The 25,815-nt window shown below is 71.9% G+C and carries 27 protein-coding genes; 17 read left to right on the plus strand and 10 right to left on the minus strand.

The annotated features are described in order from the left end of the window. Positions 1-82 precede the first annotated feature (82 nt). The gene (locus BUE43_RS07780; RefSeq protein ID WP_073480991.1) at positions 83-1,957 is read left to right on the plus strand and encodes an ABC transporter ATP-binding protein; all 1,875 of its coding nucleotides are present in this window, start codon (positions 83-85) and stop codon (positions 1,955-1,957) included. Between the two features lie 69 nt (positions 1,958-2,026). On the opposite strand, the gene BUE43_RS07785 is transcribed toward BUE43_RS07780, so the two are convergent. Further along, on the minus strand, positions 2,027-2,455 hold the full coding sequence (locus BUE43_RS07785; RefSeq protein WP_268844416.1) for a DUF3052 domain-containing protein: 429 nt from the start codon (positions 2,453-2,455) through the stop codon (positions 2,027-2,029). A 214-nt stretch (positions 2,456-2,669) separates the two neighbouring features. Here BUE43_RS07785 and BUE43_RS07790 point away from each other — a divergent pair, with 214 nt between their 5' ends. Continuing rightward, the gene (locus tag BUE43_RS07790; RefSeq protein WP_073480685.1) at positions 2,670-3,158 is read left to right on the plus strand and encodes an RICIN domain-containing protein; all 489 of its coding nucleotides are present in this window, start codon (positions 2,670-2,672) and stop codon (positions 3,156-3,158) included. A gap of 102 nt (positions 3,159-3,260) precedes the next feature. Here the strand turns inward: BUE43_RS07790 and BUE43_RS34625 are convergent, their stop codons facing one another. Together BUE43_RS34625 and tet are read right to left on the minus strand one after the other, a co-directional pair. After that, entirely contained in the window at positions 3,261-4,124 is an 864-nt protein-coding gene (locus BUE43_RS34625) for a pyridoxamine 5'-phosphate oxidase family protein (protein WP_073480686.1), read from the minus strand. A 211-nt stretch (positions 4,125-4,335) separates the two neighbouring features. Further along, the gene (gene tet, locus BUE43_RS07800) at positions 4,336-5,577 is read right to left on the minus strand and encodes a Tet(A)/Tet(B)/Tet(C) family tetracycline efflux MFS transporter (protein WP_327083427.1); all 1,242 of its coding nucleotides are present in this window, start codon (positions 5,575-5,577) and stop codon (positions 4,336-4,338) included. Positions 5,578-5,631: 54 nt separating this feature from the next. Here tet and BUE43_RS07805 point away from each other — a divergent pair, with 54 nt between their 5' ends. After that, entirely contained in the window at positions 5,632-6,237 is a 606-nt protein-coding gene (locus tag BUE43_RS07805) for a TetR/AcrR family transcriptional regulator C-terminal domain-containing protein (protein WP_073480688.1), read from the plus strand. A gap of 83 nt (positions 6,238-6,320) precedes the next feature. On the opposite strand, the gene BUE43_RS07810 is transcribed toward BUE43_RS07805, so the two are convergent. Beyond that, positions 6,321-6,734 (minus strand): Imm1 family immunity protein, encoded by a 414-nt coding sequence (locus BUE43_RS07810; protein ID WP_073480689.1) that lies wholly within the window; start codon positions 6,732-6,734, stop codon positions 6,321-6,323. A 55-nt stretch (positions 6,735-6,789) separates the two neighbouring features. Continuing rightward, positions 6,790-6,972, minus strand: a complete 183-nt coding sequence (locus tag BUE43_RS35915; protein ID WP_073480690.1) for a DddA-like double-stranded DNA deaminase toxin — start codon at positions 6,970-6,972, stop codon at positions 6,790-6,792. Positions 6,973-7,700: 728 nt separating this feature from the next. On the opposite strand from BUE43_RS35915, the gene BUE43_RS07825 reads away from it, so the two are divergent. From BUE43_RS07825 to BUE43_RS07835, 3 genes are all read left to right on the plus strand, one after another. Further along, positions 7,701-8,264: a GNAT family N-acetyltransferase gene (locus tag BUE43_RS07825; RefSeq protein WP_073480692.1), complete on the plus strand. Its 564-nt coding sequence runs from the start codon at positions 7,701-7,703 to the stop codon at positions 8,262-8,264. Between the two features lie 249 nt (positions 8,265-8,513). Then, complete coding sequence (locus BUE43_RS07830) at positions 8,514-8,945, plus strand: RICIN domain-containing protein (protein WP_159447707.1); 432 nt, start codon at positions 8,514-8,516, stop codon at positions 8,943-8,945. 108 nt (positions 8,946-9,053) lie between these two features. Continuing rightward, the gene (locus BUE43_RS07835) at positions 9,054-12,287 is read left to right on the plus strand and encodes an ATP-binding protein (RefSeq protein ID WP_073480694.1); all 3,234 of its coding nucleotides are present in this window, start codon (positions 9,054-9,056) and stop codon (positions 12,285-12,287) included. Here BUE43_RS07835 and BUE43_RS07840 read toward each other — a convergent pair. Next, the gene (locus BUE43_RS07840) at positions 12,262-13,443 is read right to left on the minus strand and encodes an FAD-dependent monooxygenase (protein ID WP_200797407.1); all 1,182 of its coding nucleotides are present in this window, start codon (positions 13,441-13,443) and stop codon (positions 12,262-12,264) included. The genes BUE43_RS07835 and BUE43_RS07840 overlap by 26 nt on opposite strands. A 349-nt stretch (positions 13,444-13,792) precedes the next feature. Here BUE43_RS07840 and mca point away from each other — a divergent pair, with 349 nt between their 5' ends. Continuing rightward, entirely contained in the window at positions 13,793-14,638 is an 846-nt protein-coding gene (mca, locus tag BUE43_RS07845) for a mycothiol conjugate amidase Mca (RefSeq protein ID WP_073480994.1), read from the plus strand. A 76-nt stretch (positions 14,639-14,714) separates the two neighbouring features. On the opposite strand, the gene BUE43_RS07850 is transcribed toward mca, so the two are convergent. Continuing rightward, positions 14,715-15,005 carry a hypothetical protein gene (locus BUE43_RS07850; RefSeq protein ID WP_073480695.1) on the minus strand — a complete coding sequence of 97 codons (291 nt, stop codon included), beginning with the start codon at positions 15,003-15,005 and terminating at the stop codon, positions 14,715-14,717. Positions 15,006-15,318: 313 nt separating this feature from the next. Here BUE43_RS07850 and BUE43_RS07855 point away from each other — a divergent pair, with 313 nt between their 5' ends. From BUE43_RS07855 to BUE43_RS07885, 7 genes are all read left to right on the plus strand, one after another. Then, the gene (locus BUE43_RS07855; RefSeq protein WP_073480696.1) at positions 15,319-16,164 is read left to right on the plus strand and encodes a helix-turn-helix domain-containing protein; all 846 of its coding nucleotides are present in this window, start codon (positions 15,319-15,321) and stop codon (positions 16,162-16,164) included. After that, positions 16,161-16,376, plus strand: coding sequence for a DUF397 domain-containing protein (locus BUE43_RS07860; RefSeq protein WP_073480697.1), 216 nt, complete (start codon positions 16,161-16,163; stop codon positions 16,374-16,376). The genes BUE43_RS07855 and BUE43_RS07860 overlap by 4 nt, the downstream gene beginning before the upstream one ends. Before the next feature lie 31 nt (positions 16,377-16,407). After that, positions 16,408-16,602, plus strand: a complete 195-nt coding sequence (locus BUE43_RS35920; protein WP_159447708.1) for a DUF397 domain-containing protein — start codon at positions 16,408-16,410, stop codon at positions 16,600-16,602. 63 nt (positions 16,603-16,665) lie between these two features. Further along, on the plus strand, positions 16,666-16,851 hold the full coding sequence (locus BUE43_RS07870) for a DUF397 domain-containing protein (protein WP_083959510.1): 186 nt from the start codon (positions 16,666-16,668) through the stop codon (positions 16,849-16,851). Between the two features lie 289 nt (positions 16,852-17,140). Continuing rightward, on the plus strand, positions 17,141-17,578 hold the full coding sequence (locus tag BUE43_RS07875; protein ID WP_073480700.1) for an NUDIX hydrolase: 438 nt from the start codon (positions 17,141-17,143) through the stop codon (positions 17,576-17,578). 383 nt (positions 17,579-17,961) lie between these two features. Beyond that, positions 17,962-20,481 (plus strand): Tex family protein, encoded by a 2,520-nt coding sequence (locus BUE43_RS07880; RefSeq protein ID WP_407697103.1) that lies wholly within the window; start codon positions 17,962-17,964, stop codon positions 20,479-20,481. Positions 20,482-20,598: 117 nt separating this feature from the next. Next, positions 20,599-21,063: a GNAT family N-acetyltransferase gene (locus BUE43_RS07885; RefSeq protein ID WP_073480701.1), complete on the plus strand. Its 465-nt coding sequence runs from the start codon at positions 20,599-20,601 to the stop codon at positions 21,061-21,063. Here BUE43_RS07885 and BUE43_RS07890 read toward each other — a convergent pair. Together BUE43_RS07890 and BUE43_RS07895 are read right to left on the minus strand one after the other, a co-directional pair. After that, the gene (locus BUE43_RS07890) at positions 21,036-21,500 is read right to left on the minus strand and encodes a putative immunity protein (protein ID WP_073480702.1); all 465 of its coding nucleotides are present in this window, start codon (positions 21,498-21,500) and stop codon (positions 21,036-21,038) included. The genes BUE43_RS07885 and BUE43_RS07890 overlap by 28 nt on opposite strands. A 161-nt stretch (positions 21,501-21,661) precedes the next feature. Next, positions 21,662-22,327 carry a LysE family translocator gene (locus BUE43_RS07895; RefSeq protein WP_073480996.1) on the minus strand — a complete coding sequence of 222 codons (666 nt, stop codon included), beginning with the start codon at positions 22,325-22,327 and terminating at the stop codon, positions 21,662-21,664. A gap of 282 nt (positions 22,328-22,609) precedes the next feature. Between BUE43_RS07895 and BUE43_RS07900 the strand changes: the two genes are divergently transcribed. Continuing rightward, the gene (locus tag BUE43_RS07900) at positions 22,610-23,179 is read left to right on the plus strand and encodes a suppressor of fused domain protein (protein WP_073480703.1); all 570 of its coding nucleotides are present in this window, start codon (positions 22,610-22,612) and stop codon (positions 23,177-23,179) included. 37 nt (positions 23,180-23,216) lie between these two features. On the opposite strand, the gene BUE43_RS07905 is transcribed toward BUE43_RS07900, so the two are convergent. After that, positions 23,217-23,705, minus strand: coding sequence for a DUF3995 domain-containing protein (locus tag BUE43_RS07905; protein WP_073480704.1), 489 nt, complete (start codon positions 23,703-23,705; stop codon positions 23,217-23,219). 148 nt (positions 23,706-23,853) lie between these two features. Here BUE43_RS07905 and BUE43_RS07910 point away from each other — a divergent pair, with 148 nt between their 5' ends. Together BUE43_RS07910 and BUE43_RS07915 are read left to right on the plus strand one after the other, a co-directional pair. Then, positions 23,854-24,735, plus strand: coding sequence for an alpha/beta fold hydrolase (locus BUE43_RS07910; protein ID WP_143174019.1), 882 nt, complete (start codon positions 23,854-23,856; stop codon positions 24,733-24,735). Positions 24,736-24,889: 154 nt separating this feature from the next. After that, positions 24,890-25,765 (plus strand): alpha/beta fold hydrolase, encoded by an 876-nt coding sequence (locus BUE43_RS07915; RefSeq protein WP_073480706.1) that lies wholly within the window; start codon positions 24,890-24,892, stop codon positions 25,763-25,765. The last annotated feature ends 50 nt before the right edge of the window (positions 25,766-25,815 follow it).

Here is a 25,815-nt window from a genome sequence, read left to right on the forward strand (position 1 = left end):
CGCGTCGACACCTCCCGCGTCGACACCTCCCGCGTCGACACCTCCCGCGTCGACACCGCTGGACGGGGTGCGGGACGAGGTGGTGGCGCGGCCATCCGGGCTGTTCGACGCGCAGACCTACCGCACCTCGGTCTGGCGGATCGCCGCCCAGTTCCCGCGGATCACCCGGATCACCTTCCAGGCGGCGTGGCGGGCCGGGCGCGCGGCCCACCTGGTCACCCTGGCCACCCAGGTGGTCGCGGCGCTGGGCGCGGGCTTCGGCCTCTACTCCGCGGCCGGGGTGCTGCGGCAGCTGCTGACCGCCGGGGCGAGCGCCGACCGGGTGGCCGCCGCGCTGCCCACCCTGATGATGATCGTGGTGGCGCTCGCCGTGCAGGCCAGCGCCGAGACGTGCGGCGCCTACCTCGGCAAACGGCTCGCCGCGCGGATGAAGCGGGACGCCAGGGGCCGCCTGCTCGACGCGGCGTGCCACGTCGAGCTGTCCGCCTTCGACGACCCCGCGTGGCACGAGGCGCTGGAGCGGGCCGAGACGGCGGGCGCGCCCAACTTCGACGCCACCCACGGCTGGATCATGGCCACGCTGCACTCGCTGATGCTCGTGGTGGCCGCGGCCGGAACGCTCGGCGTGCTGGACCCGGTGCTGCTGGTGGCGTTGGTCGTCTCGGTCCTGCCCGAGGGGTGGTCCGCGCTGCGGGCGGCGCGCCTGGACTACGAGTCCTTCCACCGTTGCGGCCTGCTGCGCCGCCGGCTGTGGCTGCTGACCCGGCTCGTCCGCGGCGAGCCGAGGGCCGCCGCCGAGATCCGCGCCCACACCGCGCAGCGCTTCGTGATGACCGAGGTCGACCGCATCGGCGGTCTGCTGGAGGCCGAGGAGCTGCGGCTGGCCGCCAAGCACGCCCGGCTCGGCAGCGTGGCGCGCGCCCTCGGCGGCGTCGGGCTGGGCGCGGCCTACGTGCTGCTGGGCGTCTTCCTCGCCACCGGGCGCACCCCGCTGGCGGTGGCCGGCGCCGCGTTGATCGCGGTGCAGGTCGGCCGCCGCCGGCTCGCCGAGGTGGTGCGGTACGGGATGCGCGCCTACGAGACCGGCATGTACGTGCTCGACTACCAACGGGTTCTGGACGACGCGGCGGCGCGGACCCGGCCGCGCACCGACCGGCGCGTGCCCGTCGACCCCGAGGTGATCAGGGTCGAGAACGTGTCGTTCGGCTACCACGGCAGCGCGCGGCCGGCGTTGCGCGAGGTGTCGCTGGAGATCCGCCGGGGGCAGATCATCGCCCTGGTCGGGGAGAACGGCTCCGGCAAGTCCACGCTCGCCAAGCTCCTGGCCGGCCTCTACCTGCCCACGGGCGGCCGGATCACCTGGGACGGCGTGGACCTGGCCGGGGTCGACCCGGACAGCGTCAGCCGCGCGGTGGCGATGGTCCCCCAGGACACCCTGCACTGGCCGCTCACCATCCGCGACAACATCACGCTCGGCGCCGACGGCCCGCTGGACGCCGACCGGCTCCGCTACGCCGTCGCGGCGTCGGGCACGGACCAGGTCGTGGCCCAGATGCCGCACGGCCTGGACACGCCGCTGTCGCGGCACTACGTGCACGGGGCGCAGGCCTCCGGCGGGCAGTGGCAGCGGATCAGCGTGGCGCGGGCGCTCTACCGCGACGCCCCGGTCCTGGTCGCCGACGAGCCGACGGCCGCCCTGGACGCCAGGGCGGAGGCCCAGGTCTACGCCTCGCTCGCCGAGCTGGCCGCCGGCAGGACCTGCGTGCTGATCACCCACCGGATGGCCAGCGTGAAGATCGCCGACCACATCTACGTGCTGCACGAGGGCCGGCTCGTGGAGGAGGGCACGCACGAGAGCCTCCTCGCCGCCGGCGGCCGGTACGCCGAGCTGTACGCGCTCCAGGCCAGCGCCTACGCGGACGACGAGCCGGCGGTGGGCGCCCGGGTCAGCCCGTAGCGGGGCGGCCCCCGCGTCCGTCCTCAGTGGACAGTGGGGGTGGGACTGGTGGTTCCGGTCGCCCGCCGGCTAACGGCGGGCCCGGGACGTCTTCGGGGCGACCAGCCGGGTGCCGCTCCAGTCCGGGGCGGCCTTGGCGGAGCCGGCGATCTGGAGTCCCGCCGTGACCGCGGAATCGCTGATGTCGGAGGCCTCGACGTACCCGGCGCGTCCGCTGGCCGGCGTCAGCAGCCAGACGACGCCGGTGTCCACGAGCAGCGTGCGCGCGTCCACCAACGCGTCCACCAGGTCGCCGTCCTCCTCGCGGAACCACAGGACGACGGCGTCGACCTCGTCGTCGAAGTCCTGGTCGGCGAGCGACTGGCCGATGCGGTTCTCGATCGCCTCGCGCAGTGCGCCATCCGTGTCCTCGTCGAAACCGATCTCCTGCACGGTCTGTCCCGGCTCGAAGCCCATCCTGACCGCCGGGTCGTTCCGCGCGTCCGGCTCTGCGCCCACCGCGTGTCTCCGTTCTGCTCGGTGCCACCCCGTGCTCGTCCGACGTTGCCCCATGGGGGTGGGGACGGGGGCGGCCGACCGACCTTGTTCACACGTCCGTGTCACGCGTGCCGAGCGCGGGCGGCGGGCCGCGGGCGACAGGATGCGCGATGCTCGACCCCACCGGCGTTGACGTGTCGGCGGGGCACGCGCGGGTTGACGAGGAGGCGACGCGATGCCTGTTCTCCCGGACGGCGCCCACCCGGCCACCAGGAACGTCCTGCGGGGCACGGTCACGATGTGGATCGACGGCTGCCCGGTGGCCGTGCGGGACCACGAGGTGCTGGTGACCAGAGAGCCGGACGCCCAGGTGACCCGTTGGGTCCTCACCTGGCTGCGGGACCCGTTGAACATCGAGGACTGCTTCACGCTCACCGCCGAGGACGGCAGCGGGCTGAAGGTCCGCTACAGCGACGTCCACGTCGGCGAGCTGTCGACGAACCCGCCGCCGGACGAGCTGTGGCAGGCGGCGCTGCTCGCCGACGCGGAGGCCCACGTGCCGCCCGAGGCGCTGACGCACGGCCCGGCCGGGGTGTACGTCATGCGGTCACTGCTCGACGGCCGGCCCGTCGGGTGCGATGGGCCGGCCGAGCAGCTCGTCCGTCCACTGTGCCTGGTCAGGGACGGCACCCAGGCGCCGATGGTGATCGTGCGGACCAAGTGACCGGCGGTCGGGAGCCGGACTCGGCCCGCCCGGCCCAGCCCAGCCCGGCCCGGCCCGGCCCGGTCCGGCTGAGCGGAGCGGCGGTGGCGTGGGAACTGGGGCTCAGACCGGGAAGCCCGCCAGCTCCCCGTCCTCGTCCGAGAACCCGGACTGGTCCCCCGGCTTCGACGGCGGCCTCGTCGGGCGGAGCACCCCGAGACGACCGTCCCTGATCTCGGTGAGGTACCGGACGTGGTCGGGGACCGGCACGCCGGGGCGGAGATCAGGATCGGAGATCGGCGGTCCGTAGACCTGCCGGACGGGCACGATCCCGGCCCAGAACCGGTTCTCCACGAGGTCGTCCTGCATCGCGTTGGGTCCGACCCTGCGCACCTTCGCGGTGGCGGTCCTGATCTGGATCCCGAGGAGCGCGGTCCAGCTCAGCTCCTGGTCGTTGGGCGGGCGCGTGGTCCTGGAACGCCCGGGCACGAACTGCTCGACGAGGGCGGTGAGGCCCTTCTTCCTCTCCTCGGGGTCGGTCACCAGGAACGCCTCCCCGTGCACCACGGCCGTGCGGTAGGCGACGGAGTGGTTGAACGCGGAGCGGCCCAGGGCCAGGGCGTCGACGTGGGTGACCGTCACGCAGACCGGCAGACCGTCGTCCCCCGCGTTCTTCACCGCCCTCATCAGCCGGGACTTGGGCGAGCCGTGCAGGTACAGGCGCTCGCCCATGCGGCCGTAGGACATGGGGAGGACGACCGGGTGGTCGCCGGGGCACTTGTCGGGAATGTCCCTGGGGGCGATGAACCCGACGTGGCAGAAGTAGCCGTCGTCCAGGATCGCGTGCACCAGCGCCCGCTCATACCGGATCATGTGCCACGAGTTGTTCTCCGACGGCGTGGTGTAGCAGTTCTTCTCGTACGCGCAGGAACAGCCCGCCTCGCCCGAGTACTCGGCGATGTCGTGCAGGTGGTCGGACGTCGTCACGGGTCCTCCTCGTGGTGGTCGGGTGCCTGTGCCTCACGGGCACCCGACCACCGTCGTTCCCCTGGTGGATGACCACATGTCCGGATCGGGGAAGACCCCGGATCGAGCGACCGCCGAACCCGCCCTGTGGGGGATCGCCGGGAGCGCGCCGCCCCCGGTCGCGGAGGGACCGCGTCACTCGCCCGTTTTGGGTTGTGACGCAGGGCAATCGCTAGTGACCGGCGACCGGTGTGGTGGTCTCGGGGATGTTCTTCCCTTGCGCCGCTTGGGTTCCCGCGCGCCGGAGCGCGGGGACGCAGAGCAGGTAGAGCGCGGCTCCGCAGATCCAGACCCAGCCGTCCCACCGAGCCACCGTCGCTCCGTAGACGGCGGTGAAGAGCAGCGGCCCCACGATGCCCGTCAGGCTGTTCAGGCTCGCCATGACGCCCTGGAGGCGACCCTGGTGCTGGTCGTCCACGGTGCCGGTGAGCAGGCCCTGGAGGGCGGGCAGGCCGATCCCGCCCGCCGCGAGCAGCAGGATGATCGGCCCGACGAGCCAGCCCAGGCCGGCGGCGGCCAGCGCCACGAACCCCAGCCCGTCGGCGCACATGCCGAGCACCAGCGCGCGCCGCTCGCCGATCCGGTTCACCAGCGGCCCGGTGAGGACGGCCTGGACCAGGGAGTGCACCGCTCCGAACGCGGCGAGGGAGAGCCCGACCGCCAGCGGGTTCCACTCGAAGCGGTGCTCGGTGAAGAGCACCCACATCGTCCCGGGGACCTGGCCGACGAGCTGCATGACGAAGAACACGAACAGCAACGCGCCGAGGACGGGCACGCCCCGCACCCAGCGGAACGACGTGAGCGGGCTGACCTGCTTCACGGTGAGCGGCTCGCTCCCGCCGGCGTGGGTCTCGCGCAGCAGCACGAGCCCGACGAGCAGGTTGAGGCCGTTGAGGACGGCCGCCGCGACGAACGGGGCGTGCGGGGAGAGGCCGCCGAGCAGGCCGCCCAGGACCGGGCCGGCGATCATCCCGCCGCCGTAGCAGGCGCCCATGACGCCGAAGCGCCGCGCCCGCTCCTGTTCGGACGAGATGTCGGCGATGCACGAGCCCACGACGGCGGTCGTGGCCCCGGTCACCCCCGCGATCGCCCGCCCGATGTAGAGCACCCAGATCGTGGGGCTCATCGCCATGACCAGGTAGTCGACCGTGGCGCCGGCCAGGGAGGCCAGGAGCACCGGGCGCCGGCCGAACCGGTCGGACAGCGCGCCGAGGGTGGGCGCGAGGAGGAACTGCGCCATGGCGTACACGGTGGTCAGCAGCCCCACGTGGAAGGGCACCTGACCAGCGTCGACGTGGGTGCCGAGCAGGGTCGGGAGCACGGGCATGACCACGCCGAGCCCGATCGCGTCGAGCGTGGCGGTCGCCATGACGACGAGGACGGTGGGGGTGGTCGATGAGGTTCGGGGGAGCACTTATCAACGATAAATTTATCGGTGATAAGCTGTCAACGGCAGAAGGGAGCCACCGTGCCGCTCGACCGGGAAACGATCGTCAACGCCGCCGTCGACCTCGTCGACGAGGTGGGGCTGGACGAGTTCACGACCCGGCGGCTCGCCGACCGCCTGGCGGTGAAACAACCCGCGCTCTACTACCACTTCGCCGGCAAGACCGCGCTCCTCGAAGCGGTCGCCGACGCCATCCTCACGCGCGGCCACACCCGCTCCCTGCCCGCGCCCGGCGACGACTGGCGCTCCTTCCTCCTGGAGAACGCCCGCAGCTTCCGCGGGGCGCTGCTGTCCGTCCGCGACGGCGCCCGCATCCACGCCGGCACGCGCCCCCGCGCCGAGGGCCACGAGACGGCCGAGAAGCAGATCGCGTTCCTCTGCGACCAGGGCTTCAGCGACGTCGAGGCCGTCTACGCGCTCATCGCGATCAGCCGCTACACCGTCGGCGTCGTGCTGGAGGAACAGGCGGAGGCCGCCGCCGACCCCTCCGCCGAGGCTGAGACCTCACGCGCGGGCGGGCGCATCGCCGAGTTGATCGACCGAGTGGCGGCCGAAGGGCCGGACCGGGAGTTCGAGTACGGCCTCCAGGCACTTCTCGACGGCCTCGCCCAACGCCGCCACGCCTAGCGCGACCTCTGTCTGTCCACTCTGGACTGATCGGACCTGGTGACCGGAAAAGTGTTGCGGGCGAACCGGTGGAGACGGCGGTTCTACATCATCGCCATCGGCTGCCACCGCAGGCAGCTCGGACGTTTCCCGCCACTGGTAAGGAACTCCGCCATGGCGTGTTTGACATCGGCCAGCGGGACCCGAGCGTTGGCGGGCAGCTCCCGGTTGTGGCCGCCGTAGTAGAAGGTCACCTCTCCCGGCGCGGGGTCGCCGAGGCTGTGGAAACCGCCAGCAGGACCGGTGAAAGAGACCACACCGACCTCGCCGTCGACGCCCACGTGCAGGTGTTCGAAGCCGGTGGAGCCGGCGATCACGACCTGCGCCATGACCGGCCGCCTCCCGGCGTAGGCCGCGCGCATCCGCTCCAGCACCTCGCCAGCCTGCTCAGGGGTCGCCACGACGACCGGCTCGTCGTCGTGCTCGAACTCGTAGTAGACCTCTAGCTGGTGCGCCACGGTGGCCGACGGCCTCCCCGAAACGTCCTGACATAGCCTTCAGGACCATAGACCGTCACCTCGTAGCCTTCTGGTAGCACGACCGGCAGCAGCCGAACGGTCCTGGGCATGGCCGGTTGTTGATGACTAATGACGCGCGCGTCGTGCCCGTGGCGATCATGCGGGCGGCCAGCTTCAGCTCTACATCCGCTGCGGTTGTCACCTCTGCGGTCAAGCCCCCAACTCCCGCAGTCGGCACAGAACTCGCCGGGTGTCCTCGTCGACGCCGCTGACGATCTCGTCGGAGTGACCATCAGAGTCGAACCACCGTCCGTGAGTTTTGGCGCCAGTGGTGTTCGGGTTGGGCACCGGCGGCGGCAGTCTGTCGAGGACACGGTCGATCTGGTCAGGTGTGAACGTGGGAGCGTTTGCCTCGGCTCGTGCTGCGAGCGGCGTTGCGGCGGCTGGTGGGGAGGCCGCGTCATCCGGCCTCGTCCGTTCTGCCCGAGGGTGTGGCGGGGCCGGGTGGGAGACGGTGTCAGCATCAGAGACGAGGTTTGCGGCGAAGCTCTGGATGCGGTTCCGGAGGCCTCGTACGAGGGAGTGGAGGTCGGCCAGGCGTTCTCGCCGCGCGGCCAGAGGGGCGACGGCGTGTTGGAGATCCGGGTCGAAGCTTCCCTCTGCGGCCTGCACGAGAGGTTCGAGCGGCAGCTGGTGGGCGAGTCGGGATAACGCGGCACTCACTTCGCTGACCGACATGGAGGGCACCCCCCGCACGACAGGACAGACGGTCAGTCTCGGGCCTTTTCCTGGGGCGCTCCTGATCACCATCGTGCCGAAGGAGCCGGACGCGCGTCGAGTGCTGCGCTCGGCCGCCGAGGCGATCGCCCCTTCGGAGGCGCGCGTCCGGGGCTCAAGGGGTCACAACACCGTCACCCGTCGGACAGGCTGCGGGAAACCCGTCGACGGGGCTGGTTGGATCACCGCATGACCTCGATCTGGACCGGGTCCAAGGTCCGCCTGCGCGGGATCGAGCCCGAGGACTGGGCCACCTTCCAGCGCATGGACGAGCACTCCGCCGACCTGCGCAGCGTCGACATGCTGTACCCGCCCCGCTCCGCCGCCGGCTACCGCAAGTGGGCCGCCGACCAGTCCACCCACGAGCCGACCGGCGACGACTTCCAGCTCGCCGTCGAGTCGCTGGCGGACGGGGTGCTCGTCGGCGCTATGTCCACTTTGGACACTGATCGCCGGGCGGGCCGCTTCAGCTACGGCGTCGGGATCTGCCGCGACCACCAGGGCAGGGGCTACGCCAAGGACGCAGCCGTCGTGCTCCTGACCTACATGTTCGGGGAGCGCCGCTACCACAAGTGCGAGGTGGGCATCCTCGCCTTCAACGAGGCGTCGATCGCGCTGCACCGCAGCCTCGGCTTCCAGGTCGAGGGGCGGTTGCGCGACCACGAGTTCTACGCCGGGCGACACCGCGACATGGTGTTGATGGGCATGACCGTCGACGAGTTCGCCGACCGGTACCCCTTCCACGCGCTGTAGCTGGCGCCGCCGGCCGACGCCCGAGGGCGCCGTCACAACGGTGCTCGGCAGGCGGGTGATCGTGGCGCGGCCGCTGCGACCGACGGGTGGACCCCGGGACCGAGCTCTTCTCGACACGGGACGCGCTGTGGCGCGATGGCCGTCGTCAGGGTTCGTGTCCTGCGGCGGGAGGTACGCATGCGTCGAAGTCCTCGGTCAGCTCTCGGTTCTGTCCGCGTCTCCCGTCGGCGTCGGTGCTCCACGCTGGTGATGGCCTTCGTGGCCGCGGTGCTCGCTTCGCTGTCCGGCCCGGGTGCCGCGTTCGCCGCCCCGGTTGAGGAGTTCCTGCTCCGCAACCAGGACACCGGCCACTGCCTGGACGCCCGCTCCCGCACCCTTGTCGGCCGGTGCAGTGGTCTTCCCGGTCAGATCTGGACCGCGCCGAGCGGGGCCAACATGACGTGGCTGCGCAACGAGGAGGCCGAAGCGTGTCTGACGGCCACGCCCTCCGGGCAGGTCGTGCTGAACAGGTGTGGTCTCGGGGGCGACATGCAGCTCTGGACGTACGGCCCGGATGCGGAGACGGCGGTCCGCAGTGCCGCGAACCACCGAGCGCTCACCGACCAGGGTCGGCGGGGACTCGTCACGAGCGCGCTTTCTGGGGCGCGGAACCAACTCTGGGAGCGCCTTCCACCAGGCTGAGGCGCCTGCCCGGGCGAAGTGGGCGGAGGGGGAGGATTCGGGCCGGGCAGCCCGGGGTCCTCGCGGAGTGGCGCGTGCCGCCCGACGTGCGTGAGCGACAATCACGCGGTGTGGTTCGGCATCCTGGGGCCGGTGGAGGTCCGCTCCGCCGAGGGGGTCGCGCTCCCGGTCGGCGGACCGAGGGCGCGGTCGTTGCTCGCCCTGCTGTGCCTGGCGGCCGGCCGGGTGGTCACCGTCGAGCGCCTGGTCGACGGCCTCTACGGCGAGCAACCGCCCGGTGACGCCGCCAACGCGCTCCAGGCGCAGGTCTCCCGGCTCCGCCGCCGGCTGCGGGAGGGTGGCGCGCCCGCCGAGCTCGTCGAGTTCCACCCCGCCGGCTACCGGCTGGCGGTCGACCCCGAGGACGTCGACCTGCACCGGTTCACGCGCTTGGCCGAGGCGACCCGCGCCACGCTGACCAGCGGAGATCACGTTCGCGCCGGCGCGCTCTCCCGGCAGGCGCTGGAGTTGTGGCGGGGGCCGGCGCTGGCCGACGTGCGGGACGCGCCGTTCGCCGAGGTCGAGGCGACCCGGCTTGCGGAGCTACGACTGTCCACAGTGGAGGATCACGCGGCGGCGGGGCTGGCGCTGGGCGAGTACCGCGCGCTCGTGCCGACGCTCCAGGCGGAGATCGCCGAACACCCGCTGCGCGAGCGGCTCCGCGCGCAGCTCATGCGCGCGCTCCACGGCTGCGGCCGGTCGGCCGACGCCCTCGCCGTGTTCGAGGACGCGCGGCGGACGCTGGCCGAGGAACTGGGCGCCGACCCCTCGCCGGAGCTGGCCGAGGCGCACCTCGCGGTGCTGCGGGCCGAACCGCCGGCGGCGACCTCCGCCGAGGAGCCACCGCACCGGGGAATTCCCGCGCAGCTCACCAGTTTCGTCGGCCGGGAGTCCGAACTGGACCGGATCGGCGAGCTGCTGGAGACCGCCCGCCTGATCACCCTGATCGGTCCCGGCGGCGCGGGCAAGACCCGACTGGCGGTGGCGGCGGCCGACCGGACCCGGGGCGAGGCGTGCTTCGTCGACCTCGTGCCGGTCGCCGGCGGGGCGGAGCTGCCGCAGGCCGTCCTCGACGCGCTCGGCCTGCGGGAGGCCGGGCTCATGCCCGCCCCCGGCGCGCCGGTGGACCCGGTCGGCCGGCTCGTCTCCGCCCTGGTCAGCCGGCGGACGTTGCTGGTGCTGGACAACTGCGAACACGTCGTCGCCGACGTCGCCCAGCTCGTGCACCGGCTGCTCGGCGCCTGCCCCGGCCTGCGCGTTCTCACCACCAGCCGGGAGGCGTTGGGCATCACCGGCGAGGCCCTGTGCCCGCTGCCGCCGCTGGGGCTCCCGCCGGCCGGGGCCGCGCCGGCCGAGGCGCTGGAGTACCCGGCGGTGCGGTTGTTCGCGGACCGCGCGAGTGCCGTGTCACCCGGGTTCACTGTGGACGATCAGACCGTCCACAGTGTCCTCCGGATCTGCGCGGCGCTCGACGGACTACCGCTGGCCATCGAGCTGGCCGCCGCGCGGCTGCGGACGCTCCCGCTCGCCGAGATCGAGTCCCGCCTGGTGGGCGCCGGCGGGCGGGACGAGCCCGCGCCCGCCGGCGACCGCTTCCGCCTGCTGTCCCGGGGCAGCCGCACCGCCGCGCCCCGCCACCAGACCCTGCACGCCGTGGTCGAGTGGAGCTGGAACCTGCTCGCCCCCGAGGAACAGGCGCTCGCCCGGCGGCTCACCGTCTTCGACGGCGGCGCCGCCCTGGACGCGGCGGCCCGGGTCTGTGAGATGTCCACAGAGGACACGGACGACCTCCTCGCCGGGCTGGTGGACAAGTCCCTCGTGGAGGTCAGCGGCGGGCGTTACCGCATGCTGGACACCATCCGCGCGTTCTGCGCCGCCCGGCTCGCCGAGTCGGGGGAGGAGCAACGGCTGCGCGCCCGGCACGCCGAGCACTTCCTCACCCTGGCCCGGATCGCCGACCCCCACCTGCGGCGCGCCGAACAACTCGACTGGATGGCCCGGCTGACGGCCGAGCACGCCAACTTCAAGGCGGCGCTGCGCTGGGCCGTGCACCACGAGCCGACCACCGCTCTCCACCTGGTCAGCGCGTTGACCGCCTACTGGCGGCTGCGCGGCGTGCGCAGCGAGATCGCCCCGCTGGCCTGGGCGCTGCTCGACGCGCTCGGCGACGAGCCCCCGGCCGGCATGGCGGAGGAGTACGTCCTGTGCGTGCTGACCGCCGCCGGCGCCCCGGTCAGGTCCATGGACGCCCACCTGGCCAGGGCCACCGACCTCATGCGGACGATGAGCTGGCCCCTGCGACAGCCCTATCTCATGGTCCTGTGGGCGTTGTTCGTCGGACCGCCGGACGGGCCGCACAACGACTCGCCGGTGTACGACCAGTTCCTCACCAACGACGACCCGTGGTTCGAGGCGCTGTCCCACTTCTCGCTCAGCTACCTGAGCTTGTTCGGCAGCGACGTGAGCGCGGCGGAGCAGGAGTTCGAGGCCGCCCTGTCCGCCTTCCGCGAGGTCGGGGACCGCTGGGGCGTGGCGCAGGTGCTCGACGGGCTGGCCACCCTGGCCGCCATGCGCGGCGAGTGGACGCGCGCGCTCGCGCTCACCGACGACGCCATCACCCAGGTCGGCCAGCTCGGCGCCCGGGAGGAGCTGGCCGAGATGTGGTGCCGGCGCGGGGACCGGTTCCTCGGGGCCGGGGACCTGACCGCCGCGCTGGCCGACTACGACCGGGCCGCCGAACTGGCCCGGCGGGTGGGCGTCCCGGTGACCGTGGCCTACGCGTGCCGGGGCCGTGGTGAGGTCGCCCGGCTGCGGGGCGACCTCACCACGGCCCGGCGCTGGTACGACCAGGCCATGGCCGTGCCCGTGACGGACTGGGCGAGCAGCGGCGCGCGGGCGCACGTGCTCACCGCCCTCGGCCGGCTCGCCGAGGCCGAGGGGAGACCGGCGGAAGCCGCCGACCGGCACCGGGAGGCGCTGTCCATCACCCTCGGCCAGCGGTTCCTGCCGGATCTGGCCAGCGCGACCGAGGGCGTGGCCGGCGTGGTCCTGGCGTCCGGCGACGGCGCGCTGGCCGCGACGTTGCTCGGGGTCGCCGTGGCCCTGCGGGGCACGGCCGACGCCGGCTCCGACGTCGCCAGGATCGTCGCGGGAGCCCGCGAGCTGATCGGTGACGACGCCTACGCCTCGGCGTTCGACCGGGGTGGGCGGATGTCGCGGGGCGACGCCTTCGCCCTGCTCCACGAGATCATCCACAGTGGACTCAACGGGAGGCGCGTCAGCCCGGGTAGTTCCGGAGCGTGATCCCGTTGGCCGCCTTCGTCGACAGCTTGTTGAAGAAGCCGGCCAGCGGGCGCGAGGACAACATCCGGTAGGTCTGGTTGCGCTGCCAGATCTTCGCCCGGGTCGCCGGGGCCAGGAACGGCCCGGCGTTCCCGGCGACCTTCTGGCAGCCCCGCGCGTAGTCCGTGATCGCCTCCACGTAGCGGGGGAAAGCCACGCGGTGGTCGCCGTTCGCGAGGGCCAGCTCACCGGCGAACACGTGGGCCGACACGATCGCCAGGCCGGTGCCGAGCCCGCCGAGAGTGGCGCCGTAGCCGGCGTCCCCGACCAGCGCGACCCGCCCCTTGGTGAAGCGGTCCATGCGGATCTGCGCGATCGAGTCGAAGTAGAAGTCGGTCGCGTCGGGGAGGTGCGAGAGCAGGCGTCGGGTCTCCCACCCGACGTGGGCGAACGCGTCGGACACCAACTTCTTCTGCTGGTCGACGTCGTGCCGGTCGTAGGACAGTCGCGGTGAGGCGAAGAAGAACGCGGCGCTGGCCACGGACCGGTCCCGGTCACTCGCCAGCAGCACTCCTCGGTTGGGCTCGTTGTAGATCAGGCCCGTGCGGTCGAGGTCCAGGTGGTTGGGCACGGAGATGCCGGCCACGTAGTAGCCCAGCTCGTGGAGGAACCGCGACTCGTCGCCGAAGACCAGGGCGCGGACGCCGGAGTGCAGGCCGTCGGCCCCCAGCACCAGGTCGAAGTCCCGGGGCTCGCCGTGGGCGAAGGTGACGTGGACCCCGTCGGCGCTCTCGGTGATCGACGTGATCCAGTCGCCGAACACGTACTCGGTGCCGTCCTTGGTCCGGTCGTGGATGATGCGGCTCAGGTCGCCGCGGTGGATCTCCACGTCACCGCTCATGAACCCGGACGGCAGGCTCGCGACCTTCCTGCCCTCGGCGTTCACGACGACCTGGTCGCCCATGGCGGTCCGCATCGCGTGGACCTCCTCCAGGATGCCCATCCGCCGCAGCACGGTCAGGTGCGCCTCGCCCCGGAAGTCGACGGCCTGGCCGCCCTCACGCAGGGCCCGCGCCCGCTCCACCACGGTGGTGGTGAACCCGTACCGGTTGAGCCAGTAGGCCAGGGCCGGACCGGCGATGCCCGCGCCGGAGATGAGGATGTTCTTGTTGTGCACGGTGGTCTTCCTCGTGTCTCGTCGAACCGTCGGGACAGAGGTTCGACGGACGCGCTGACCGGACGCCTACCAACCGCTGACCGTCGCTGACAGAACTTGTTCGGCCTGGTCAGCGCCGCACGACTTGGCTGGAAACGGGGTTCCCGGCTTTTCACGCGTGATCTACTGTCACCCCTATGGGTTACATCTACCTGTGAGCTCGGCTGCCCGGCGCGCCGCTGGGCCGCTCGGCCGTGCTCATCAGCGTCCGCCTGGCCGACCGGTCAGCGGCAACCCGTCCCGTACCCCGAGTCGCACAGGAGAACCTGACGTGACCACCCCTGTCCAACCCCGCGCCGGCCTGCGCCTGATGGCGGTGCACGCCCACCCCGACGACGAGTCGAGCAAGGGCGCGGCCACCATGGCCCGCTACGCCGTGGAAGGCGCGGAGGTCCTGGTCTGCACCATGACCGGGGGAGAACGCGGCGACGTCCTCAACCCGGCGCTGGACCGGCCCGAGGTCTGGGCGGACCTGCCCCGGCTGCGCCAGGAGGAGATGGCCGCCGCCAAGAAGATCCTGGGCGTCGACCAGCGCTTCCTCGGGTTCGTCGACTCCGGCCTGCCCAAGGAGGGCGAGGAGCTGCCGGAGGGCTGTTTCGCCGTGCAGCCGCTGGAGATCGCCGCCGCTCCGCTCGTCCAGGCCGTGCGCGAGTTCCGGCCGCACGTGATCCTGACCTACGACGAGAACGGCGGTTACCCGCACCCGGACCACATCAAGACCCACCAGGTGTCGGTGGAGGCGTTCGAGGCCGCCGGCGATCCCACCCGCTACCCCGACGCCGGGCAGCCGTGGCAGCCCCTGAAGCTCTACTACGACTGTACCTTCACCAAGCCCTACTTCGAGGCCATCTACAAGGCCATGACGGAGGCCGGCCTGCCGTCGTGGGAGGGCGACATCCTGGCGATGTGGGACGACTCCCATCCGGTCTGGGAGGTCACCACGCGGGTCGAGTGCGCCGAGTACTTCCCGACCCGCCGGGAGGCGCTGCTCGCGCACCGTACCCAGATCGACCCGGACGGCCCCGAGATGGCCTGCCCGGTGGAAATGGAGCAGCGGGTGTGGCCCACCGAGGACTACCACCTCGCCCGCTCCCACGTGCCGACCTCGCTGCCCGAGGACGACCTGTTCGCGGGCGTCACGCCCGATCGGGGTTGATCAGGGGGCGGGTGGCCGCCCCGACCGGAGGTGAGCCTTTCTCTCCTTTGTGGACTTGTCCTCTGTGGACGGAGTGTCAGCGGGAACCGTAGGCGGGAAGCCAGTTCGAGCGCATCTCGGCCAGCCGCGCCACTCGGGCTTTGGCGACGTCGCGGCACGTGCCGCACTCCGGCCAGTGGAGCCATTCCTCGTGGTCGGGCGGGTAGCTGGTGCTCACCGCCGTGACGTCGCAGAACAGGGTGACGGCGACGCCGCTGTCCTGCTTGTTCCCGGCATAGGCGTGCCGCAGACCCTGGAACGGCAGCCAGGTGTGGGAAAGCTGGTGCGGGTGACCGTCCGGACAGTCGGGGGAGATGGTCGTGGACATGGCGAACCTCCGTCTTCGCTGACGGGACCTTCACTGACTGGACACGGGGGAGAGGAACGACGAGGCGCGGCGGGCCCGGGGCCGGTCGGGGGAAGGGGGAGCGCCCCGGACCCGCCGCAGTCGAGGAGCCAGGCGGCAAACACACTCCGGGTCGCGGAACCTCGCCTGGTGGTCCGATCACTTGGTGTCAGACGGTGTGTCGCTGATCACTGCCTGATACGCATACATTAGAGCTCGCATCTATATGCGGGTAGCTACTCGATCAGGTGATCTGCTTTGACGGAGCGGGGACTCACCCGGGAAGGGTGAGCCCATGCAGAACATCCTCAGCCCCGCCGTCGCGCGGCGATGGCTGTCCCACGAGCTCCGACGCCTGCGGGAGGCGACGGGCAAGAAGCAGACCGAGGCGGCGGCGCGCATCGGCATCACCCAACCCGCGCTGGCCCACCTGGAGAGCGGCACCAGCCTGCCCAGCCTCCCGACGCTGGAGGTCCTGCTCGGCTTCTACGGCCGCCCGGACCTGTTGCCCCGCATGACCGAGACCCTGAGCGCCGCGAAGCGCAAGACCAACGGCCCGATCTCCAGCACCCACGACTTCGAGCTGTTCGTGGCACTGGAGTACTTCGCCACGCGGATGCACGCGTTCGAGGCCACAGTGATCACCGGCTTGCTCCAGACTCCGGCCTACGCCTTCGAGATCATCCGCAATCACGCGGAGACGACCAGGGGTGTCGATGTGCGGGCGAGCGTCGAGCTGCGGATGCAGCGCAAGGAGATCATCCATCGCGCGGACGATCCCATTCGCCTGTGGGTGGTGATGGACGAACCGGCCCTGCGACGCCCGGTCGGCCCGCCGAAGGTCATGGCTGAACAGCTCGACTTCCTCCTGGAGGAGTCGGAGCGCAGCAACATCGAGATCCAGGTCGTTCCTCTCAGCACGGGGCCGCATGCCGGGCTGTTCGGTTCGTTCATGTTGCTGGAGTTCGACGACGGCAACCGCATGGCCTACTACGACACCAGGAGGGCGGCGCACTACCAGACCGACCCGAGCGACGTGGCCGACTACGTCGAGACCATGAGCCGTCTTCAGATCACAGCGCTTGATCAGGAAAAATCGCGGCTGTTCATCCACCAGATGAAGAAGGAGCTATCGACATGATCGGTAGAGGGAACCTCCGCGATGCGCCTTGGGGGTGGCGGAAGTCTTCCCGTAGTGCGGGCAACGCTTCCTGTGTTGAGGTGGGTGTGATGGACGGTGGGGTCGCGGTCCGGGACACCAAGCACCGTGCCGGCGGGTTCATCGCCGCTAGTCCGGCGGTGTGGAGTGCCTTTGTCGCGCAGGTGAAGGTTGGCAGACTCGACCTGTGTTAGCGGGCTCTTCCCAGTGGGGAAGGCGGTCACAGTGATCCGTATCTGGTGGAAGTCCAGCAGCCGCAGTGCTGGCAACGGCGGTGGCTGCGCCGAGATCACGTCTCTACCTGGTCGCTTCCCGCTCCGCGACGGCAAGAACCGATGCGGCGGTCACCCTGTGGCGAGTCGGTCCTTGTCCAGCATGTTCATCGAGAGTGTCGAGGCTGATGCCTCCGACCTCAGGTAGGCAGTTCATCGGTGCGCAGGCGGAGGTGGCGATGTGAGCGACGACAGGGTCTACGTCGATGCCGTGACGACGTGGCGGAAGTCCAAGTACACCTCTGGTAACGCTGCCTGTGTCGAGGTTGGTGTACTTCGCAGCGAGGTTGCGGTGCGGGACACCAAGCACCGTGCCGGTGGCTTCCTCACTACCAGCCGGGATGCGTGGTCTGCCTTCGTGGGCCGTGTGCGGGCCGGTGAGTTCGACCTGAGGTAGTTCGCTGCGAGCGCGTTCGTGGGGTGGGTGAAGGCCGGGCGGCGGGAGTTGCGGTAGGCCGGCCCCGGGCGGGTGGTCGCCCGGGGCTCCCCCCGCCACCGCAACGCCCAACCTCGGTCAGAGAGGGCGGCGTTCTCACGCTTGAACGGTCGGTGTGATCAGCAGAGCGCCGGACTGCCCGCCTCGTCCAGTGACGAACTGTCAACACCACAGGGCTGAACGTGATCGTGGGGCCGCTTTCCACGCTGCTACGTTCGCCGGCAGCGCCCAGTGTCCGAAGGAGATATCGGTGGCCCAGCCCGACTACGTGCCGCGTGCCTTCCCCGTCTCCATCAAGGGCGTGGTCGTCCGTGACGGCAAGGTGCTGCTGCTGAAGAACGAACGCGACGAGTGGGAACTGCCTGGGGGCAGGATCGAACCGGGTGAGACTCCTGAGGAGTGCGTGGCACGGGAGATCACCGAAGAGGCACAGTGGGCGGTCCGCACGGGGCCGATTCTGGACTCGTGGATGTACCACATCGCCACCGTGGGGAAAGACGTCTTCATCGTGACCTACGGCTGCTACCCGAACACCGTGGCCGAGCCGGTCCTTTCCCACGAGCACAGGGAAGTCGGGCTGTTCGCAGAGCACGAGGTGCCCGCGCTGACCATGCCTGCCGGCTACAAGCGGTCCATCGCGACGTGGTTCGCCCATCTCCGGGAAGGTGCCCCCGAGCTGGCTGGGTAGGGCGGGCCGCCAGTGCGAGTCATGCGGTGCCTCGGCTGAACCGGTTCGTCAGCGAGCACGTGTGCGGCCAGCACTGTGTCAGCACTGTGTCAGCACGTGGTTCGCCGCGTTCGTGGGGTGGGTGAAGGCCGGGCGGCGGGACCTGCGGTAGGGCGGCCCCGGGCGGGTGGTCGCCCGGGGCTCTTCCGGCTGTTGGAGGGCGTTGTCGCTGGTCAGCGGGGGTGGTGGTCGGGGCTTACCCGGTCGGGTGCGGGTCTGGGGGCGGCGGGGCGGCGTGAGCGCCACGATCGGGTCGCGGCAGAATGCCTCTCGAAGCTGAAGCGAGAAGGCGGATCAGGATCGTGACCACGACACCCCCGGCATCCGACGTCACCCCCGACGACGTGACGCCCCCGGCGGCTCCGGCGAACCCGGCGGCCGGGTCCGGCCAGGAGGCCGCCCTGCACCAGCGGATCGCCGACGAGCTCGGCGTGCGCGAACGCCAGGTGCGGGCGGCCGTCGAGCTGCTCGACGGCGGCGCGACCGTGCCGTTCGTCGCCCGGTACCGCAAGGAGGCGACCGGTGCGCTCGACGACACGCAGTTGCGCGCCCTGGAGGAGCGCCTGCGGTACCTGCGCGAGATGGAGGAGCGGCGGACCGCGATCCTCGACTCGATCCGCGCCCAGGGCAAGCTCGACGCGGAGCTGGAGGCCCGGATCATGGCCGCCGACTCCAAGGCGCGCCTGGAGGACATCTACCTCCCCTACAAGCCCAAGCGGCGCACCAAGGCGCAGATCGCCAGGGAGGCGGGGCTGGAGCCGCTGGCAGACCTGCTCCTCGGCGACCCGAGCCACGACCCGCAGGCGAGCGCGGCGTCCTATGTGGACGCCGAGAAGGGCGTGCCCGACGCCGCCGCCGCGCTGGAGGGCGCCCGCGCCATCCTGGTCGAGCGGTTCGCCGAGGACGCCGACCTCGTCGGCGGGCTGCGGGAGAAGATGTGGACCCGGGGCCGGGTCTCCTCCCGCGTGCGCGCCGGCAAGGAGGAGGAGGGCGCGAAGTTCGCGGACTACTTCGAGTTCGACGAGCCCTTCACCAAGCTGCCGTCGCACCGCGTCCTCGCGCTGTTCCGGGGTGAGAAGGAGGAGGTCCTCGACCTCACCCTGGACCCGGAGCCGACCGCCGAGGAGACCGAGGCGCGGACCGGCCCGAGCGACTACGAGATCGAGATCGCGCAGCGCTTCGGCATCGCCGACCGGGGCCGGCCCGCCGACCGCTGGCTGACGGACACCGTGCGCTGGGCGTGGCGCACCCGCGTGCTGGTCCGGCTCGGCATCGACCTGCGGATGCGCCTGCGGCAGGCGGCCGAGGACGAGGCGGCCCGGGTGTTCGCCGCCAACCTCCGCGACCTGCTGCTCGCCGCGCCGGCCGGCACCCGCGCGACCATGGGCCTGGACCCCGGCTACCGGACGGGCGTGAAGGTCGCCGTGGTCGACGCCACCGGCAAGGTCGTGGCCACCGAGACGATCTACCCGCACCAGCCGCAGCGGCGCTGGGACGAGGCCGTCGCGGTCCTCGCGCGGCTGGCCAGGGCGCACAAGGTCGAGCTGGTCGCGATCGGCAACGGCACCGCGTCGCGGGAGACCGACAAGCTCGCCGCCGAGCTGATCAAGCTGCACCCCGAGCTGAACCTCACCAAGGCCGTGGTCTCCGAGGCCGGCGCGTCGGTCTACTCGGCGTCGGCCTACGCCGCGCGCGAGCTGCCCGACCTCGACGTGTCGCTGCGCGGCGCGGTGTCGATCGCGCGCCGGTTGCAGGACCCGCTCGCGGAGCTGGTGAAGATCGACCCGAAGTCGATCGGCGTCGGCCAGTACCAGCACGACATCGCGGAGCTGAAGCTCTCCCGCTCGCTCGACGCCGTGGTCGAGGACTGCGTGAACGGCGTCGGCGTGGACGTCAACACCGCCTCCGTGCCGCTGCTGACCCGCGTGTCGGGCATCAGCGAGGGGCTGGCGGAGAACATCGTGCAGCACCGCGACACGCACGGCCCGTTCCGCTCGCGGCGCGCGCTGCGCGACGTGCCCCGGCTCGGCCCGAAGGCGTTCGAGCAGTGCGCCGGCTTCCTCCGCATCCCCGGCGGCGACGACCCGCTCGACGCCTCCAGCGTGCACCCCGAGGCCTACCCGGTGGTGCGGCGCATCCTCACCACGACCGGCGGCGACATCAGGTCGTTGATCGGCGACTCGGGAAAGCTCCGCCGGCTGGAGCCGAAGCAGTTCGTGGACGACACGTTCGGCCTGCCGACCGTCACCGACATCCTGCGCGAGCTGGAGAAGCCGGGCCGCGACCCGCGCCCGGCCTTCCGCACCGCGACCTTCGCCGAGGGCGTGGACAAGATCCAGGACCTGCGGCAGGGCATGGTGCTGGAGGGCGTGGTCACCAACGTCGCGGCCTTCGGCGCGTTCGTCGACATCGGCGTGCACCAGGACGGTCTGGTCCACGTCTCGGCGATGTCCAGGACCTTCGTCAAGGACCCGAGGGACGTCGCCAAGCCGGGCGACATCGTGAAGGTGAAGGTGCTCGACGTCGACGTCGCGCGCAAGCGGATCGCGCTCACGCTGCGGCTGGACGACGACGTGGAGCCGGGCGGCCAGCGCGGCGGCGCGGAGTCCGGCCGGCGGGACCGCGACGGCGGCGGGCGGCGCGGCCAGGGACAGCGTGACCAGGGACAGCGCGACCAAGGGAAGCGCGACCAGGGGCAGCGGGACCAGGGGCAGCGGGACCAGGGGCAGCGCGGCGACCAGCAGCGCAGGCAGAACCGACAGCAGCGGTCGGACCGCGGGGGATCGGGTGGCGGCGGCGCGCTCGCCGACGCCCTGCGCCGCGCCGGGTTCGACTCGAACGGCCGGCGGCGCGACCCCCGCTGACCGCCGGTGACCCGCCGGTCGGGGCCCGATCCCTCAGGTCGGGACCCGGCCGGCGCCTCGCCCGGCCCGAGACGTGATCACGAGGTGTGCCGCCCACGGGGCGGGAAAGGGGTTGGTATGGACAGCGCCACGCGGGGCGTGACGATCCGGCCGGCGCTCGCCGAGGACGTCCCCGCGATCGTCGCCCTGCTCGCCGACGACGTCCTGGGCGCGACCAGGGAGACGCCCGACGACCTCGCCCCGTACCAGAACGCCTTCGTCGCGCTGGACACCGACCCGCACCAGCTCCTCGTGGTCGCGGAGCGCGACGGGGAGGTCGTCGGCACGCTCCAGCTCTCCTTCCTCGTCGGCCTGGCGCGGCGGGGCGCCACCCGGGCCCAGGTCGAGGGCGTGCGGGTGCGCGCCGACCAGCGGGGCAGCGGCCTCGGCGAGGAGCTGATCACCTGGGCGGTGGAGGAGGCGCGGGCGGCCGGCTGCCAGCTCGTCCAACTGACCTCGGACCGCACCCGGGTCGACGCGCACCGGTTCTACGAGCGCCTCGGCTTCGAGGCCACTCACCTCGGGTACAAGCTGAGCCTCTGACCCGGCTCGGCCGTCGCCGACGGCGTGGGGAACACCGCTGGGCGCAGGTGTTCCGGGAGCCGCCCGTACTGCCACGCCTGCTCCCTGGCGGTGGCGTTCGTGGTGACGGCGGCGTGGGTGGCGGCCGAGGCGGCGTAGTGGGCGGCGTGCGGGGCGTGCCCGGCGACGTGGGCCGAGGCCGCGGCGTGCCCGGCGGCCCTGGCCGCGGCCCGCGCGGCCGGCTCGACGGCGTCCCTGGCCGCCGCGCGCGCGGCGAACGCGGCGGCCCGCGCCGCGCCCGGCGTGATCTCGCCCCGCGCCCAGGCGCGGCCGGCCTCGACGGCCCGGCGCGGCCGGTCGTCCTCGGGGTACCGCTCCTCGAAGTGGGGTAGCACGTGCTCGGCGCAGTCCGCGGCCCAGAGCACCACGGCCTCGTGGTCCTGTCCGTCGAGCGTCATGTCCGGTCCCCTTCCCGCTCCGCTCACCGTGGTCCGCGCCCGCGCGCCGGAGCACGCGGGACGGCAAGATCATCAGTGAACATCAGGAAACGGCAGACGGCCAGAACCTGTCCACAGGGGAGGGACATGCGGGGGCGATGTGCCCGAATCGGACGGACGCCCTAGGGCTGGTGGACCGCCAGGCGCAGCCCGAGTGCGATGAGGACGGTGCCGGTGATCCGCTCCAGGTGGCGGCGGACGTTCGCCCTGCCGAAGAACGCGCGCACCCGCCCGACGAACGCCGCGACGACCAGGAACCACGTGCTGTCGACGACGATGTGCAGCAGCGCCAACGCCATCGTCGTCGTCAGCACGTCCGCGCCGGGCGAGATGAACTGGGGGTAGAAGGCGAACGCGAACACGGCGATCTTCGGGTTCGTCAGGTTCGTCAGCAGACCGGCGCCGGCGGCCCGCCACCAGCCGGCGCGCGCGGCCGCCTCGTCCCCTGCGCCGTTCCCGCCGTTCCCGTCGGCCCCACTGACTCCGTTGTCCTCGGTCACGGCGCGGGCGGCCCGCCACGCCTGAACTCCCAGGTACACCAGCACCACCGCGCCGACCACCCGCAGGACCAGGAAGGCGACCTCGCTCGCGGCCACCAGCGCGGCCAGCCCCCACGCCGAGGCCAGCGCCCACGCGGAGAGGCCGGCCTGCATCCCCGCGATCACCGGGGCGGCGGCCCTGGCCCCGCCGAGCGCGCCGCGCCGGATCACCAGGGCGGTGGTGGGCCCCGGCACCATCGCCGCGAGGGCGACGGCGACGACGAAACCGGCCAGCGACGACAGGGTCATGACGGGCAGCATCGCACGCCGACGGGTGCGGTGGCGTTGCTCCGATCCGCCGGATTTTCCTTGGTACAAAAGGGAAAACGCCACTTGCCGGAGCCGGTGGGTCGAAGTGGAGTAGACCACGGTCGGCCGGCGCCCACCTGGTGGCACCCCCGTTCGGAGTAGCGACACCTCCGGCGAACAGACGATCAGGTGCGGGCTCTGTCCGGCCAGAACGGTAGGGTGGAACGCCCTTGACCGGACGCGCGGCGTCCCGGAACTGGTCGCGAGCAGGAGAGGAACGCCGTGTCGGACAACGACGACGCGCTCGTCGAGCACATCGAACGCCACCTCGGTCGGGTTCGCGGTGTCGAGGAGGCGGGCGCCCCGGGCGCCACCGCCGACGACCACGCGTACGCGCTCGCCGTCTACGAACACCCCGAGTACGACATGGTCTCGGTGGTGACCAGCGGTCTGCGGCTGTGGCGCGTCGACGTCCGGCACGTGGAGGAGCTGGTCTGCTCGCTCCAGGCCGACCAGGAGCCGGTGGCCCAGTTCCTGGTGGACTCGTTGGCCAGGATCGTCGTCGACAGCGGCGAGGGCCTGGAGTACGGCACCGTGGTGCAGAACGACCAGCCGCTGATCCCGGACACGCTGATCCAGGGGCTGCTGGCGACCACGCACCCGTTCTGCGACGAGGAGTTCAACCTCTACCCGGCGGGCGCGGCCGAGCCGATGCTGCAGATCGTCACCCTCGTCCCGATCACCCTCGCCGAGTGCGAGTACGCGGAGCGGAACGGCGCGGACGCGCTGCGGGAGGTCTGGGCCACGCAGGAGACCGACCTGCTCGACGTCCACCGGGCGTCCACGGTCTGATTTCCGTTCCTGGGCAAGGCTTTCGCCGGCTGCCGCGTCACGTGGCGCGAGTCGGTTGGTTTCGCAGGGCCAGCAGCGCCCCGAGCGCCAACAGGACGCAGAGCGGGGAGTAGACCCGCAGGTCGAGCACGACGTACTCGTGCGCCCGGTCGTCGAGCGCGCCCAGCGCGTGTTTCGCGAAGCCGCCGAGTCCGCGCAGGAACAGCCCGGCGCAGAGCAGCGCGCACCCCAGCGTCACGAGCCGGCGTGGAACGTCCTTGGTGAGCAGGGTTCGCACGCTGCCGCCGAGCGCGTCGATCCGGGCGAGGAGCAGCAACGCCGCGCCGGTCAACGCGACCGCGACAGCGGCCGTGAGCGGTGCGGGCGGGAGCCCGCCGCCGTCGGTCGCGCCGAGCACGGCCCTGGCGAGCGCGGTGGAATCGCCGGCCGGCCACGGGAAACCGAACGCCCAGGCCAGATGCAGGCCGGCGATGACGACCAGGCACGCGGCCGTGGTGACCACGGCGACGCGGGTGAGAGCAGGCATGGCACGCCCCCTTCGCAACCACCCTCCATACCGGACAGTATGGAGACGGCCATACCGTAGCGTATGGGCAGTGCGGGTGCGGCGGATCGTCGGGCAGGTGTTGTGGATCATCTCGTGCCGTGTCTCGCGCGCGTACTAGGAAGAGACCGTGACCGGACAACTGGGAAGATTCGCCAACGCTCAGGTGGAGCAACGCTTTCTGGTGGCCTATGACAGGGCGATGGCGGCCTGGCCGGTGGAGCGGTACTCCTTCGACGTCGACACGGCGTTCGGGCGCAGCCACGTCCACCGGTGCGGGCGGGCGAGCGGAACTCCCGTCGTGCTGCTGTCCACGCAGGTGGTTTCTCCGGCAGTCTGGGCGAAGAACGTCGCGGTGTTCGCCGAACGTCGTCCGGTGTTCGCCGTCGAGATCCTGGGTGGAGCGGGGCGCGGCGTGCAGACGGCGCCGATCCGGGGAGCCGAGGACACCGCGCGGTGGCTGGACGAGGTGCTGGCGCGGACCGGGCTGGGGCGTGTCCACCTGGTCGGCACCACGTACGGCGGGTGGGTCGCGCTCAACCACGCCCTGCGCCGTCCTGACCGGGTGGCCAGCCTGTCCCTGCTCAACCCGGTCCACCTGCTGCGCCTGAGACGTTCCTTCTTCCTCGGCCTGGCGGGGATCTCGCGGATGCTGTGGGCGGCCAGGTCCGACGCGGCACGGCGCCGCCTGCTGGCCGAGGGGGTCGACGACGAGCCGAACAGTCCGCTGGTGGAAGCCAGCGTGCTCGCTGTCTACCGGTACCGAGCCGAAATCCTGCCGACCGCCTACCCGACGGACGGGGAACTGCGCGCGATGGCCGCGCCGACCCTGGTGCTGTGCAGTGGGGGCAATGGGAAGTACGGCGCCAGGGCGGTCGACCGGGTTCGGGCGTTGGTGCCTTCGGTCGAGGCCGATGTCGTGGCCGAGCACAGCAAGGTGGTGTCGGCAGAGGTCGTCAACGCGCGGGTTCCGTCGTTCATCGACGGGGTGGAGGCGCGGTGGCCGCGTTGAGGTGACCTCGCGGGAAGTCGGAAGCACCCAGACTCGCTGTCCAGAGTGGACAGACGTTTCGCCGTGTGTCCGGGTGGGACGGTCATGTGTTCTGTCAGTCACTTTGTTCCGCGATGTCTGAATTTTTCTCCCTGGGAGGGCTAGGAAGTAGGGCATGGGTGATGGCATTGGGGGATTCGTCGACGCCGCGTCCAGGGAGAGGTTCCTGGCCGCGTACGACAGGGTGATGTCAGCTTGGCCGGTGGAACGGTCCGAACTGGACGTGGAGACCGGCTTCGGTCGGACCCGCGTCCACCGCAGCGGCCAGGAGACCGGAACGCCCGTGGTGTTGTTGCACGGGCAGGGCGCGACCTCCGGGATGTGGGTGGACAGCGTCGGTTCGCTCGCCGCGCGGCGTCCGGTGTTCGCCGTCGACACGCTGGGCGAGGCGGGCCGGAGCACGCAGACCGCCCCGATCCGGCGGCCGGAGGACACGGCGGCCTGGCTGGACGAGGTCCTGACCGGGCTGGAGGTGGACCGCGCACACCTCGTCGGCGCGTCCTACGGCGGGTGGATCGCGCTCAACCAGGCGTTGCGCCAGTCGGAGCGGGTCGTCAGCCTCTCGGTGCTCGACCCGGCCCGCGCGGTGGCCGGGCTGAACGCCGGCTTCGTGTTCGGCGGCGTGTGGATGTCGCTGGCCGGCTCGGACGCGGCCCGCCGCCGGTTCCTGGCCGGGCTGACGGGGGAGCGGGAGGACGGCCCGCAGATGGACCTCACCGTGGCCAGCCTCTACGGGTACCGCATCCGGCTCCTGCCGCCCCGGTACCTCGGCGACGACGAGCTGCGCGCGATCACCGCACCGACCCTGGCGCTCTTCGGCGCGGAGAGCAAGGTGCACGACCCCGCCAGGGGCGTGGCCAGGGCGCGGGCCCTGATGCCCTCGGTCGAGGCGGATCTCGTGCCCGGCGCCCGGCACTTCATCCCGGCCGACGTGATCGGCACCAGGGTCGTGTCGTTCCTCGACGAGGTCGAGGCCCGCTCGGCGGCCTGAGAAAACCCGCGCCCGCACCGGAAATCCCGGTGGTGTCCCGCCCGTCGCGG

Origin of the sequence: Streptoalloteichus hindustanus (assembly GCF_900129375.1) — a bacterium.
In the GTDB taxonomy this organism is placed as follows: Bacteria; Actinomycetota; Actinomycetes; order Mycobacteriales; family Pseudonocardiaceae; genus Streptoalloteichus; species Streptoalloteichus hindustanus.

Bases quoted from the DNA above. Each gene is read 5' to 3' on its own strand.
- mca (WP_073480994.1), top strand. From the start codon at position 13,793: ATGGCGGTGCACGCCCACCCCGACGACGAGTCGAGCAAGGGCGCGGCC.
- BUE43_RS07825 (WP_073480692.1), top strand. From the start codon at position 7,701: ATGACCTCGATCTGGACCGGGTCCAAGGTCCGCCTGCGCGGGATCGAG.
- BUE43_RS07860 (WP_073480697.1), top strand. From the start codon at position 16,161: ATGATCGGTAGAGGGAACCTCCGCGATGCGCCTTGGGGGTGGCGGAAG.
- BUE43_RS07895 (WP_073480996.1), bottom strand. From the start codon at position 22,327: ATGACCCTGTCGTCGCTGGCCGGTTTCGTCGTCGCCGTCGCCCTCGCG.
- BUE43_RS07830 (WP_159447707.1), top strand. From the start codon at position 8,514: ATGGCCTTCGTGGCCGCGGTGCTCGCTTCGCTGTCCGGCCCGGGTGCC.
- BUE43_RS07915 (WP_073480706.1), top strand. From the start codon at position 24,890: ATGGGTGATGGCATTGGGGGATTCGTCGACGCCGCGTCCAGGGAGAGG.
- BUE43_RS07855 (WP_073480696.1), top strand. From the start codon at position 15,319: ATGCAGAACATCCTCAGCCCCGCCGTCGCGCGGCGATGGCTGTCCCAC.
- BUE43_RS07885 (WP_073480701.1), top strand. From the start codon at position 20,599: ATGGACAGCGCCACGCGGGGCGTGACGATCCGGCCGGCGCTCGCCGAG.
- BUE43_RS07790 (WP_073480685.1), top strand. From the start codon at position 2,670: ATGCCTGTTCTCCCGGACGGCGCCCACCCGGCCACCAGGAACGTCCTG.
- BUE43_RS07850 (WP_073480695.1), bottom strand. From the start codon at position 15,005: ATGTCCACGACCATCTCCCCCGACTGTCCGGACGGTCACCCGCACCAG.
- BUE43_RS07905 (WP_073480704.1), bottom strand. From the start codon at position 23,705: ATGCCTGCTCTCACCCGCGTCGCCGTGGTCACCACGGCCGCGTGCCTG.
- BUE43_RS07890 (WP_073480702.1), bottom strand. From the start codon at position 21,500: ATGACGCTCGACGGACAGGACCACGAGGCCGTGGTGCTCTGGGCCGCG.